The organism is Gluconobacter roseus NBRC 3990 (assembly GCF_006538885.1).
GTDB classification, from domain to species: domain Bacteria; phylum Pseudomonadota; class Alphaproteobacteria; order Acetobacterales; family Acetobacteraceae; genus Gluconobacter; species Gluconobacter roseus.
Genome location: NZ_BJLY01000001.1, coordinates 609,843 through 623,802, shown reverse-complemented (window position 1 = coordinate 623,802; position 13,960 = coordinate 609,843). Strand labels below are relative to the sequence as shown.

The window sequence follows — 13,960 nt, the reverse complement described above, 5'->3', positions numbered from 1 at the left end:
AGTGGAGACACCCTCCAATGAACAGCGCACCCCGCATCCTTCCAATGATCATCGGACTGCTCGGCGCCCTCATGGCCGCCTTCCTGATCATCGAAGGTGTACGCCTCATCGCCTTTGGCGGCTCATGGTTCTATGCCCTCGCCGGTATCGCACTCGCCGCCAGCAGCTACTACATGATCCGTCGCAACATCCTCTCGACATGGATCGCCCTCGGCCTCCTGCTCGCCACCGTTCTGTGGTCGCTTGCAGAAGTCGGCATCAGCTTCTGGCCCAGCTTCTCCCGCCTGATCGTGTTTCTGTGCGTCGCCCTGATCGCGACCCTCATGACGCCCTGGCTCAGCGGCCCCGGCCGGCGCTACTTCACCCGCCCCGTCACGGGCGCCACATCCGGCGCTCTCGGAGCCGTCATCGTGGCTTTCCTCGCCGGCATGTTTCAGGTCCACCCGACCATCGCCCCACAGGACACTACCCACCCTCAGGACACCACAGCCGCAAACGAACCTGACCAGACCGGCCATGACTGGCCTGCCTATGGCCGCACGGCTTCCGGCACGCGCTACGCCAGCTTCACGCAGATCAACCGCGACAATGTCAGCAAGCTCCGCGTCGCCTGGACCTACCGCACCGGCGACATGGCACTGAACGGCGCCGAGTTCCAGGGTACTCCCATCAAGATCGGCGACACGGTCTATATCTGCTCGCCGCACAACATCGTCTCGGCCCTCGACCCCGATACCGGCACGGAAAAGTGGAAGTTCGATCCCCACGCCCAGACGAAAGTCTGGCAGCGCTGCCGTGGCGTCGGCTACTGGCATGACAGCACGGCCACGGACGCCAACGCGCCCTGTGCCTCGCGCATCGTCATCACCACAATCGACGCCCGCCTCATCACTATCGACGCCCGTACCGGCCAGGCCTGCACGGATTTCGGAACGAACGGCAACGTCAATCTCCTGACCGGCCTCGGCCCGACAGCCCCCGGCTCCTACTACCCGACAGCGGCCCCCCTCGTGGCCGGTGACATCGTGGTCGTCGGCGGCCGCATCGCCGATAACGAGCGTACCGGCGAGCCTTCCGGCGTCGTCCGCGGCTATGACGTCCGCACGGGAGCACAGGTCTGGGCCTGGGACGCCACCAACCCGCATCGCGGCACCACACCGCTGGCTGACGGCGAAATCTATCCCGCCGAAACCCCCAACATGTGGGGCACCGCCAGCTACGACCCGAAACTCAGCCTCGTGTTCTTCCCGCTCGGCAACCAGACCCCCGATTTCTGGGGCGGCGACCGCAGCAAGGCTTCGGATGAATATAACGACGCCTTCGTAGCCGTGGACGCCAAAACCGGCGATGAACGCTGGCACTTCCGCACCGCCAACCACGATCTCGTGGACTACGATGCCACCGCCCAGCCCATCCTCTATGACATTCCGGATGCCCATGGCGGCACCCGCCCGGCAATCATCGCCATGACCAAGCGCGGCCAGATCTTCGTGCTCGACCGCCGCGACGGCACCCCGATCGTCCCCGTGGAAATGCGGAAAGTTCCGCAGGACGGCGCACCGGAACACCAGTACCTCGCCCCCGAACAGCCCTATTCCGCCCTCTCCATCGGAACAGAGCGCCTGAAACCCAGCGACATGTGGGGTGGCACGATCTTCGACCAACTCCTGTGCCGTATCCAGTTCGCCTCCTACCGCTATGAAGGCGAGTTCACCCCCGTCAACGAGAAGCAGGCCACCATCATCTATCCGGGCTATTACGGTGGCATCAACTGGGGCGGCGGCGCCGTGGATGAAAGCACCGGAACGCTGCTCGTCAACGACATCCGCATGGCCCAGTGGGGCAAGTTCATGAAGCAGGAAGAAGCCCGCCGCAGCGGCTTCAAACCCAGCTCGGAAGGCGAATATTCCGAACAGAAAGGCACCCCCTGGGGCGTCGTCCGCTCGATGTTCTTCTCCCCCGCCGGTCTCCCCTGCGTAAAACCGCCCTATGGTACGATGAACGCCATCGACCTGCGCAGCGGCAAGGTCAAATGGAGCATGCCACTTGGCACCATCCAGGACATGCCCATCCACGGCATGGTCCCCGGCCTCGCCATCCCGCTCGGCATGCCGACCATGAGCGGCCCGCTCGCCACCCATACCGGCCTGGTGTTCTTCTCCGGCACGCTCGACAACTACGTCCGCGCGCTCAACACCGACACCGGCGAAGTCGTCTGGAAAGCCCGTCTCCCCGTCGCCTCACAGGCCGCTCCGATGAGCTACATGTCCGACAAGACCGGCAAACAGTTCATCGTCGTCACCGCAGGCGGCCTGACCCGCTCCGGCGTCGACAAGAACCGCGGCGACTACGTCATCGCCTACGCCCTGCCCTCCGAAGAATAAGAGCGCAGACACAAAAAAGGGGCGCTTCCCGCAAAGGAAGCGCCCCTTTTCCATGACCGGAAAGCCCTTAGAGCGAAGACAGCGCCGGCGGCACCTTCGCCTTGGCCAGAGCGTCCTTCTGACGCTGCGCCAGCACATTCACGTCAAAGCCCTCGATCAGCTCCTCGAACATCCGGTGCCAGTTCAGCCGCGCCTCCAGACGCAGGAACGCGCTTCCAAGCCCGATCGCCGAACGGTCCATCAGCACGAACTCACGCGGCAGCTTCACACCACCCGTGCGCTTCAGCCCGTCATAGACCTTCTCCAGAACCTGACGCGCCTCAGCCGGATCATTGCTCTCCTGCATGGAGCACACCCGGTCCGTCATCAGCGGCCGGTAGAAGAACTTCGCCCATTCATTCAGGATATTCGCCGTCTCGCGTGAAATGCCCTGGAAGCCCCATTTGCTATACGCATGGAACGCCAGTTCCTCGTTGTTCTCCCGCAGCGCCGTGAACAGGTCGATGACCCCTTCCACAAAGCGTGGCGAGAAGACCCGAACAGCCCCGAAATCCAGCAGATTCAGACCATAATCGTCCCGCACGGTGAAATTGCCCATATGCGGGTCACCGTGAATGACACCATAGCGATAGACCGGCGTGTACCAGGCCTTGAACAGCGCCGTCGCCATCGCATTGCGATCTTCCTGCGGCAGGTTCTGGTCCAGAACGGCCCGCATGCTGCGCCCGCTCACCCAGTCCATCGTCAGCAGCCGCCCGGTGGACAGCGCCTCGACCGGAGCCGGCACCGTCACTTCGGGTGTGTCCGCAAGCATGTCCCGGTACAGACGCAGATGACTCGCCTCACGCCGGTAATCCAGCTCTTCACGCAGCCGGTCCGCCAGCTCGGTATAGACCTCGTCCTGACGGATCGCCGTCTCGAACTGCCGGTAAATACCCAGCGCCGCCCGGAACTGCCGCAAATCCGAATCCACGGCTGCCTGCATGTCCGGATATTGCAGCTTGCACGCCACTTCGCGCCCATCGACCAGCCGCGCCCGGTGCACCTGCCCGAGCGACGCCGCCGCCACGGCTTCATGACTGAAGGAGCGGAAATGCTTTTCCCATCCCGCCCCAAGCTCGGCCTGCATGCGACGGCGCACAAAGCTCCAGCCCATCGGCGGCGCGTTGGACTGCAGATGCGCCAGCTCATCGGCATATTCTTCGGGCAGTGCGCCGGGAATGGTCGAGAGAAGCTGGGCCGCCTTCATCAGCGGCCCCTTGAGATTTCCCAACGCGGACTTCAGGCCCTCTGCATGAACGCCCTTATCCGTCTTGAAGCCCAGACGACTGCCCGCCATCCGCGCCGCAATGCCGCCGACCGCGCCGGAGGTCCGCGCCATGCGACGCAGCTCCCCCATGAGGCCGGTGTTGTCGAGATCCCTCGCCATGATGCTCCTCAGTCCTCCTGCTCGAGCTGATCAATCAGTCCCGAGATCACATCCAGTCCTTTACGCCAGAAACCCGGATCTGTCGCATCAAGTCCGAAGGGAGCGAGCAGTTCCTTGTGACGCAGCGTCCCGCCTGCTTCGAGCATGGTGCGGTATTTCGCAGCAAAACCCTCAGGCTTCTCCTGATAAACGCCATAAAGCGCATTCACCAGACAGTCCCCGAAAGCATACGCATAAACATAGAACGGCGAATGCACGAAATGCGGAATATACGACCAGTAGAGGTCATAATCCGGTGTGAAATGGAAGGCCGGCCCCAGACTCCGGACCTGAACCTCACGCCAGATTTCCCCCAGACGCTCCGGCGAAAGCTCACCCTTCGCCCGCTCGTCATGAACCTTCACTTCAAACTGGTAGAACGCGATCTGCCGGACAACCGTGTTCAGCATGTCCTCGACCTTCGCCGCCAGCATGTGACGACGGCGCTTCGGATTGCTCTCCGCATCCAGCAGCGACTGGAACGTCAGCATCTCGCCAAACACCGACGCCGTCTCCGCCAGCGTCAGCGGCGTATCCGCATTCAGATAGCCCTGCTTCTGCCCGGCCAGCGTCTGATGCACGCCATGCCCCAGCTCATGCGCCAGCGTCATGACGTCCCGCGGCTGCCCGCGATAGTTCATCAGGATATACGGATGCACCGATGGCACGCAGGAATGGGAGAACGCCCCTGAAGACTTGCCCGCCACGGGTGCCGCATCAATCCAGGGATGCGTCAGGAACCGGTTCACGATCTCGCCCAGACCCGGATCAAACCCGGCATAGGCCGTGCGCACGATCTCCTTGCCCTGCTCCCAGTCAATCTTCCGCGCCTCAACACCCGGAAGCGGTGCATTGCGGTCCCAGTGCTCCAGCTTTTCCAGCCCGAGCCACTTCGCCTTGAGCGCATAATACCGGTGCGCCAGCCGCGGATAGGCCTCGTCCACCGCGCCCACCAGCGCATCGACGACCTCGTCCTCGACCATATTCGTCAGATTGCGCGAGCTCGTCGGGCGCGGATACCCGCGCAGCTTGTCCCCGATCGCCTTGTCCTTGGCGAGCGTGTTGGTAATCATCGTCAGCAGACGCGAGTTCTCACCCAGCACCGCACTGATCTGCTGCGCCGCACCCTCGCGCTTCTCACGATCCGCATTCGTCAGCAGATTGAACGCCTCACCGAGCGGCTTTTCCTCACCATCGATCGTGACACTCAGCGTCGCCATCGTCTCGTCGAACAGCCGGTTCCAGGCATTGCGCCCCGTCACCGACTTGTCCATCAGCACCTGTTCGACCTCATCGGAAAGCTGATACGGCCGATACATCCGCAGGTCCCGCAGATACGGATCCCATTTGCGCATTTCCTGCGCCTCGCAGATCCGAGCCAGCACCTCATCCGGAATCCGGTTCAGCTCCAGCGTGAAGAACATCAGATCGGAGGCCACCTCCGTCATCCGCTCCTGCACACCCTGCGCAAACCGCCCCCAGACCGGATCGGTCGTATGCGCCGCAAAGCCGAGACTGGAGAAAGACCCGATCTTCCCCAGGCCCTCCTCAATCGCCTCATACTCCGCAAATGCCGCCGCCAGCTCCGCGCCGCTCAGCGTCTCCAGACGCCCCTTATACGTTTCGCAGAAACTGCGCGCCGCCCCGGCCCAGCGATCGAAATCCGAAGCCAGCACCGGATCTTCCGGCGACGCATAAAGATCAGAGAGATCCCAGCGGGGAGGCATCTGCTCCCCGGAGGACGAATTCGGCGTGCCGTCAGCGGCAGAAAAGAGCATGGTCATATCCCGACCTTAGAGCCACAATCCCCGCCGTCAAACGGGATGTTGATGACAAATCCGTAGTGTAAAACCACTACAGAGCCCGCATCCCGGATTTTCCGCCACTTTACGCAAAAATACCCCCGGGGGGCATTTTATTCATTTTGTATCTTACCGGAATTGTACTGGACGACTCGTCCCGTCCGGACGGGAGCCTCCCCGGCAGGAGGCTCCCCAATGCTCCGGCTCTCAGGCCGAAAGCTGCGACAGGTCTTCCTGAACATAACCGATGATCCGCGCATAATCGCGCGGAACAACATGCCAGAACCGCTCCAGCGTCCGCTCCCAGCAATGCAGCAGATCCGCAGCATAGGTGCTGCCCGTCTCCGCCACATGCCGCTCCACCAGAGCCCGAAGCTCCTGATCCCAGCGGCTGCCAGCCTGCACACGGCTCCAGATCACCGTGTCGGGATTAATCTGGGCCTCAAACCGCCCCTTCACATCCAGCACATAAGCCATGCCCCCCGTGAAACCGGCGCCGAAATTGTCGCCCGTCTCCCCAAGGATCACGACCGTCCCGCCGGTCATGTATTCACAGCCATTCGAGCCACAGCCCTCGACCACAGCCGTCGCACCGGAGTTACGCGCCGCAAAGCGCTCACCCGCCTGCCCGGCCGCAAACAGCGAACCCGCCGTCGCTCCATACAGGACCGTGTTGCCAACAATCGCGCTCTGCTCGGACGCCCACTGTGCCGCCGGTGACTTGCGGACAACAATCGTCGCCCCCGAAAGCCCTTTGCCGACATAGTCGTTGGCATCGCCCTCGACCTCGATCTTGAGCCCCTGCACACCAAACGCACCCAGAGACTGCCCGGCAGACCCGCGCAGCGACAGCGTAAGCTGTCCTTCCGGAAGCTCCTTCATGCCGAACTTGCGCGTAATCAGCCCCGAAACCCGCGTGCCGATCGCACGATGCGTGTTCTGCACCGTGTAATGCAGATGCAGCTTCTCCCGACGCTCGAACAGCGCCGTCGCATCCGGGATGATCTGCCCGTCCAGCGTCTCGGGAACCTCGTTGCGCCCCTCACGGGTGCAGAACCGCGCATGACCACCCGGATCGGCCTGAACCAGCAGCGAGTTCAGATCCAGATCATCCAGATAATCCGCACCACGCGACACCTGACGCAGCATATCCGTCCGCCCGATCACCTCTTCAAGCGACCGCACACCCAGATCCGCCAGAATATGCCGGATGTCTTCCGCAATCAGCGTGAACAGGTTGATGACCTTCTCAGGCGATCCCCCGAACTTCTCCCGCAGCTTCTCATCCTGCACACACACGCCCACAGGGCAGGTGTTGGAGTGGCACTGACGCACCATGATGCAGCCCATCGCCACGAGCGCAGCCGTACCAATACCGAACTCTTCCGCACCCAGCATTGCCGCCATGACAACGTCACGCCCCGTCTTGATGCCACCATCGGTGCGCAGCACCAGACGATGACGCAGCCGGTTCAGCATCAGCACCTGATGCGCCTCCGACAGCCCCATCTCCCAGGGCAGACCCGCATAATGGATCGAAGACTGCGGGCTCGCACCCGTTCCGCCCGAATGGCCGGAAATCAGGATCGCATCCGCCTTGGCCTTCGCCACACCAGCCGCAATCGTACCGATGCCTGTCCGTGCAACGAGCTTGACCGTCACGGTCGCCGTCGGATTGATCTGCTTGAGATCGTAAATGAGCTGCGCCAGATCCTCGATCGAATAGATGTCATGATGCGGCGGCGAAATCAGCGTCACCCCCGGCGTCGCATGACGCAGACGCCCGATCAGCTCCGTCACCTTGAAGCCCGGCAGCTGCCCGCCCTCGCCGGGCTTCGCACCCTGCGCCATCTTGATCTCGATCTCGCGGCAGTCATTCAGATACTGCGCGGTCACGCCAAAACGCCCGGACGCCACCTGCTTGATCGCCGAAGACGCATTGTCCCCGTTCGGACGCGGCTTGGACCGCTCGGCATCCTCGCCACCCTCACCGGAATCGGACTTCGCGCCGATCCTGTTCATGGCAATCGCCAGCGTCTCATGCGCCTCCGGGCTCAGTGCGCCCAGCGAAATCCCCGGCGCCACCAGACGACGGCGGATCTGCGTGATGCTCTCCACTTCATCCACCGGAACCGGCGCATGGGCCGGCTTGAAATCCAGCAGATCACGCAGCGCCACCGGCGGCATCTGACGCACCGCATCCGCATAACGCCGGTACAGCGTAAAGCTGTTCGCCGTCACCGCACTCTGGAGCATGTGCACGAGCTGCCCCGAGAACGCATGCGTCTCACCCTGACGCCGCAGCTTGTAACGCCCACCGACCGGCAGAGCCTCAACCCTCCGGTCCCACGCCGCCGCATGTGCGCCAAGAATGTTGCGCGCAATCCCCGGCAGACCAATCCCCGAAATCCGCGACGGCATCCCCGGGAAGAACTCCGCCACCAGCGCACGGGACAACCCGATCGCCTCGAAATTATACCCGCCACGATAGGCCGAAATGATCGAAATGCCCGACTTGGACATGATCTTCAGCAGACCCTTGTCCACGGCCTTGCGATACCGCTCCATCGCCTCACGAAGCGACATCTTGCCAAACAGCCCGCGCCGCAGCCGGTCCGCCACGCAATACTGTGCCAGAGCCGGGTTCACCGTCGTCGCGCCCACGCCAATCGTCACGGCAATCGCATGAACATCGATCGCTCCCGACGTCCGCACGTTCAGCGATGTGAACGTCCGCAGCGAATTGCGCACCAGATGAATATGCACGGCCGCAGTCGCAAGAATCATCGGAATCGCAACGCGCGTCGCATCCGTATTGTCGTCCGTCAAGAACAGATGCGTGCACCCGCCGCGAACATGATCCTCCGCCTGAGCCCGGATGGACGCAATCGCCGCCCGCAGACCTTCCTCCCCCTCTTCGGCCGGGAAGGTGCAGTCGATCACACCCGCATTCTCGCCACAGACCTTCCGCAGCTCGTCAAACTCACCGATCGTGAGAACCGGGCTCGGCAACTGCAACAGATCGCACTGTTCCGGCGCCTGATCGAGAATATTCCCCAGATTGCCCAGCCGTGTGACCAGACTCATCACCCGCGTCTCACGCAGGGAATCGATCGGCGGGTTCGTCACCTGACTGAACCCCTGACGGAAATAATGCGCCAGCCCGCGATAGATCGTGGACAGAACCTGAAGCGGCGTATCATCGCCCATCGACCCCAGAGCCTCGGCCGCATTCTCCACCATCGGGTGCAGAATGGTCTCCAGCTCCTCATGCGTCAGACTGACCGCCACCTGATGCCGCCGCAGCACATCCGGGTCCAGCGCCTCAGGCTCAACCACATCCCGAACGATTGGCTCGATATCACGGATATGCTTCACCCAGCCCTGAAAATCCTGACGCGACGCCAGCATCTCCAGCAGCTCCTCGGACTGGTAAAGCCGCCCCTCCTTCAGATCCAGCGCCAGCGTCTGCCCCGGCCCAAGCCGCCCCCGGCTCTTCACCCGCGCATCCGGCACCCGGACCATCCCGGTCTCGGAGCCCACAATAAGCAGACCATCCTGCGTGATGCTGTACCGCAGCGGCCGCAGACCCGCCCGGTCCAGCCCCGCCACAACCCAGCGCCCATCCGTCGCACACAAAGCCGCCGGACCATCCCAGGGCTCAATCACCGCATTGCAGTACCGGAACAGCGCCCGCGCCGCATCCGACATCGCCGAATTCGCACCGCCAGAGGCCGGCACCAGCATCGTCTTCGCCATCGGCGCATCCCGCCCGGCGAAAGTCAGCAGCTCGAACACATTATCCAGCGCCGCCGTATCCGAACCCGCAGCCTGCACCACAGGCTTGAGATCCGCCATGTACGGGTCCAGCTCCGGATGCGCGAGCCGCGTCTCATGCGAGCGCATCCAGTTCGTATTGCCCGAAATCGTGTTGATCTCGCCGTTATGCGCCACCTTGCGGAACGGCTGGGCCAGCTTCCAGGTCGGGAACGTGTTGGTCGAATACCGCTGATGATAGATCGCAAACCGCGACACGAACCGCTCATCCAGCAGATCCGGATAGAAGTCCGTCAGGTTCTCGGCCAGGAACATGCCCTTGTAGATCACTGAGCGGCAGGACATCGAACACACATACAGATCAACCTGCTGCGCCGTGGCCTGCTTCTCGATCCGCCGACGCAGCACATAAAGGTCGCGCTCGAACTCGTCCTCGGACCGGCCAAGCCGGTTGCGGATCATGATCTGCTCGATCTCCGGCCGCGTCTGGTTGGCCTTCTCGCCAATGCAGGCCGTATCAATCGGCACCTGACGCCAGCCATAAATCCCGTAACCAAAGTTCAGGATCTCCGTCTCGATGATCTGACGGCCCCGCTCCTGTGACCCCAGATCGGTCTTGGGCAGGAACACCATGCCCACCGCAATGCGCCCGTCGATCGTATCATCGCTGGAGCCGTTATGGATCGCCTCGGCAAAGAAATCCTGCGGGATTTCCACATGAATGCCCGCACCATCGCCGGTCTTGCCATCCGCATCCACCGCACCGCGATGCCAGATATTGCCCAGCGCCTCGATACCCGCCTGAACTACACTGCGCGACGGCTTGCCATCCAGCGACGCGACCAGACCCACACCACAGGAATCGCGCTCCTGCGACGGGTCATACAGCCCCTTCAGACGCTCGACGTTCTCGGCATACTCGCGGATGAAATCGTTATTGTGAGTCATGTCACGATCTTGGGTCATTCCGCGGCCTCCAGAGCACCGGTCATTGTTTCAGTCAGATGATGATGGATCGCATCGGCCGCATCCCGGCCGTCCTTGATCGCCCAGACAACCAGGCTCGCCCCGCGCACGATATCGCCACCGGCAAACACACCCGGAAGGCTCGTCGCAAAGCCCCCCGGCGGCACCGTCAGCGTGCCCCAGCGCGTCACGGCCAGCTCAGGCGCATTGAACTGCCCCGGCAGATCCTCGGGATCAAAGCCCAGAGCCTTGATGACCAGATCGCCCTCGATCACGTCATGCTGCCCCGTACCCTCGATGGACCGGCGCCCCGACGCATCCGGAGCCCCCAGACGCATCTTCAGCACCCGCACACCCGAGACGCTGCCATCGCCCAGAAACGCTTCTGGCGAGCCCAGCCATTCGAAATGCGCGCCCTCTTCCTCGGCATTGTAAACTTCCTGCCGCGACCCCGGCATGTTCGCCCGGTCACGACGGTAAACACAGGTCACACGCTCGGCACCCTGACGGATCGACGTGCGCACGCAGTCCATGGCCGTGTCACCACCACCAATGACCACGACCCGACGCCCTTTCGCATGAAGCGCTGCATCCTCGCCCGGATCTTCATCATAGCCGCGACGGTTCGACGCCGTCAGGAAGTCGATCGCATCGACAACACCCTCAAGCCCGGCCCCCGGCACCTTCACATCGCGCGAGCGATACACACCCGTCGCCAGAAACACCGCATCATGCCGCGCCCGCAGATCCTCAAGCGACGTCTCACCCTCGCCCGAACCAACCGGCGTGGAGAGATGGAACACGATCCCCTGCTCTTCCAGCAGCGCATGACGCCGCGCCACCACATGCTTTTCCAGCTTGAAGCTCGGAATCCCGTAAGTCAGCAACCCGCCCACACGGTCCTGACGCTCATAGACATGAACCTCATAACCCTGAGCCCGCAGCCGCTCCGCACAGGCCAGCCCAGCAGGCCCGGACCCCACGATCCCGACACTCCGCCCCAGATCACGATCCGGAAGCGCAGGCTTCACCCAACCCTGCTCGAACGCATTTTCAGTAATGAACCGCTCGACAGCACCAATGGTGACGCTCTCAAAGCCCTTGTTGATGACGCAGTTGCCTTCGCACAGCCGGTCCTGCGGACAGATCCGCCCGCAGATCTCCGGAAACGTATTCGTCGCGGACGACATCTCATACGCTTCCTCCAGCCGGTCCTCAGCCGTCAGCTTCAGCCAGTCGGGAATGTTGTTCCCCAGCGGACAATGCACGGAGCAGAACGGAATCCCGCACTGCGAGCAACGCGACGCCTGCTCTTCCGCACGGCTGCGCGCAAACCCACGGTAAATCTCCCCGAAATCCTGACGGCGTTCAGCGGCGTCGCGCTTCTCCGGAAGCACCTGGGGGTGGGTGACGAATTGCAACATGCGTTCGGCCATGCGTCGTGTCTCCTGCAAAACATGCCCGCCCGAACCCAAACTCCCGGACGCACATCAGACCTGTCCGAAAGCAGCTATTCCGTCACTTTATCCAATAACAGTCAGTGACACTGACCTTTCATGCGAAATGACCCATGTTCCCGCTGCATGGGTCATTTTTCACAGAGTTTTTTAGGACCGAACCGGACCCATCACTTCCGGAAGCGCCGCCAGCTCTCACAAATACTGCCCTTCAGATAGTCCGGCACCACACTGCGCATCGCGGTCGGCGTAATCCCGAGCGACTGGAGATTGTCCGGCCCCGGCTGCACCACATTATCCAGCCCCATCATCACAACCTGATCGCGCGTCAGCAGATGCCCCGGCAGCGGTTCAAGGATCTCCGCCTCCATCCGGGCCACACAATCCGGCACCGGCACCAGAAGACGATGCCGCCCGGACGCCTCCAGCACGAACTCCATCAGTTCCTTCATGGTCAGCACATCCGGACCACCAGCCTCGACCGTCATGCCTTCATGTCCCGGCTCAACCAGCGCAATCGCGGCTTTCGCCACATCTCCCACATAAACCGGCTGGAAATGCGTGTTCGGCGCAAAGACCGGCAAGACCGGCGAGAGCTTCGCCATCAGCGCGAACATATTGAAGAAACTGTCTTCCGGCCCGAAAATCACCGATGGCCGCAGCAGAGACGCTTCCGGAAACACCGCCCGGACCGCCTGCTCCGCCAGCCCCTTGCTCCGCCCGTAATTCCCCGGTGACTGTAAAGACGCCCCGATGGCGGACATGTGCATGTACTGCTCCACGCCCTCCTGCCGGGCCACCAGCGCCGCAAGCCGCGCCCCTTCCACATTGACCCGGTGCATCGCCTTCACATCCGGCGACATGATCGAGACGAGATTGATCCCCGCATCCGCCCCGTTGAAAAGCCGCTCGAGCGATTCCGCATCATTCACCGACGCCTTGAGGAATTCGACGCGCCCGTCACCCGGAAACCGGGCCAGAGCCTGATCGCTCTCGGGGTTGCGGCTGCCGACCCGCACCACATGCCCCGACGCCACCAGACGCCCGACCAGTTCACGGCCAACAAAGCCTCCCCCACCCAGAACGGCCACCGTCCGCCCCACGGAACGCGGTCCACTGCCGGTTCCGCCCCCATTGCCGGTTCCACCACCCGTTCCGTCCACAGAAAAATTCGTACGCATTTTCGCTTTTCTTTCAGTTTGGCTGTTGACGCCCCACACGTGCAGGGGTAAACGCCTCTTCACCGAGCCGGGATGCCTCAGGAAACTGAAAAAACCCGGTGCTTTCTGAGCCCAGATGGCGGAATTGGTAGACGCGCAGGTTTCAGGTACCTGTGTCCGAAAGGACGTGGAAGTTCGAGTCTTCTTCTGGGCACCACAGACGATCAGGCGACATATCGCCTCGATCCTCTGGTGATCAAAAAAACTTGGTGACAACAGAATGAGCCAGCAGAACGCCATCCATCTTCATGACGGCGATCTGCCAGACGATTTCGATCTCGGCCCCCTTGTTGCCATTGATACCGAGACCATGGGTCTCAATCCCCATCGTGACCGCCTCTGCCTCGTCCAGCTCTCAGCCGGCGATGGTGAAGCCCATCTCGTGCAGATCAAACCGGTCTCCATGGGCGGCCGCGGCTATGACTGCCCGAATCTCAAGGCCCTCCTGACAGACGATTCCGTCACCAAGCTGATGCATTTCGCACGCTTTGACGTCGCAGTCCTGCAGAACGCCTTCAACATCACGATCCCGTCCGTCATCTGCACCAAAATCGCCGCCCGGCTGGTCTATACCTTCACCGACCGTCACGGTCTGGCCTATCTCTGCCGCGACCTTCTCGGCGTCGAAATCTCCAAGCATCAGCAGAGTTCGGACTGGGGTGCGGAAACCCTCACCCCCGATCAGCTCCGTTACGCCGCCTCGGACGTGCTGCATCTGCACGCCCTGTGGGATAAGCTCGAAGCCATGCTGATCCGTGAAAACCGCCGTGACCTCGCACAGGCCTGCTACGATTTCCTTCCGGCCCGCTGCAAGCTTGACCTTCTGGGCTATGAAGAGCCCGATATTTTCTCGCACCGCGCGTAAATCCCGGCCCGGCTGACTTTC

The 13,960-nt window shown here is 62.4% G+C and carries 7 protein-coding genes and 1 tRNA gene; 3 read left to right on the top strand and 5 right to left on the bottom strand.

Translation table 11 applies throughout. The features are described from left to right. The first annotated feature begins 17 nt into the window (after positions 1 to 17). Complete coding sequence (locus tag GRO01_RS02710; protein WP_062507564.1) at positions 18 to 2,384, top strand: glucose/quinate/shikimate family membrane-bound PQQ-dependent dehydrogenase; 2,367 nt, start codon at positions 18 to 20, stop codon at positions 2,382 to 2,384. 67 nt (positions 2,385 to 2,451) lie between these two features. Here the strand turns inward: GRO01_RS02710 and GRO01_RS02705 are convergent, their stop codons facing one another. From GRO01_RS02705 to GRO01_RS02685, 5 genes are all read right to left on the bottom strand, one after another. After that, positions 2,452 to 3,813: an ABC1 kinase family protein gene (locus GRO01_RS02705; RefSeq protein WP_062507566.1), complete on the bottom strand. Its 1,362-nt coding sequence runs from the start codon at positions 3,811 to 3,813 to the stop codon at positions 2,452 to 2,454. An 8-nt stretch (positions 3,814 to 3,821) separates the two neighbouring features. Next, positions 3,822 to 5,630, bottom strand: a complete 1,809-nt coding sequence (locus GRO01_RS02700) for a M3 family oligoendopeptidase (RefSeq protein WP_083541219.1) — start codon at positions 5,628 to 5,630, stop codon at positions 3,822 to 3,824. Between the two features lie 231 nt (positions 5,631 to 5,861). Beyond that, positions 5,862 to 10,379 carry a glutamate synthase large subunit gene (gltB, locus tag GRO01_RS02695; protein ID WP_062507593.1) on the bottom strand — a complete coding sequence of 1,506 codons (4,518 nt, stop codon included), beginning with the start codon at positions 10,377 to 10,379 and terminating at the stop codon, positions 5,862 to 5,864. A gap of 14 nt (positions 10,380 to 10,393) precedes the next feature. Next, positions 10,394 to 11,833, bottom strand: a complete 1,440-nt coding sequence (locus tag GRO01_RS02690) for an NAD(P)-dependent oxidoreductase (protein ID WP_062507571.1) — start codon at positions 11,831 to 11,833, stop codon at positions 10,394 to 10,396. 191 nt (positions 11,834 to 12,024) lie between these two features. Next, complete coding sequence (locus GRO01_RS02685; RefSeq protein ID WP_062507573.1) at positions 12,025 to 13,035, bottom strand: complex I NDUFA9 subunit family protein; 1,011 nt, start codon at positions 13,033 to 13,035, stop codon at positions 12,025 to 12,027. 109 nt (positions 13,036 to 13,144) lie between these two features. Between GRO01_RS02685 and GRO01_RS02680 the strand changes: the two genes are divergently transcribed. Further along, positions 13,145 to 13,231 (top strand) — tRNA-Leu (locus GRO01_RS02680). A 63-nt stretch (positions 13,232 to 13,294) separates the two neighbouring features. After that, on the top strand, positions 13,295 to 13,939 hold the full coding sequence (locus GRO01_RS02675) for a ribonuclease D (RefSeq protein WP_062507575.1): 645 nt from the start codon (positions 13,295 to 13,297) through the stop codon (positions 13,937 to 13,939). Positions 13,940 to 13,960: the final 21 nt, after the last annotated feature.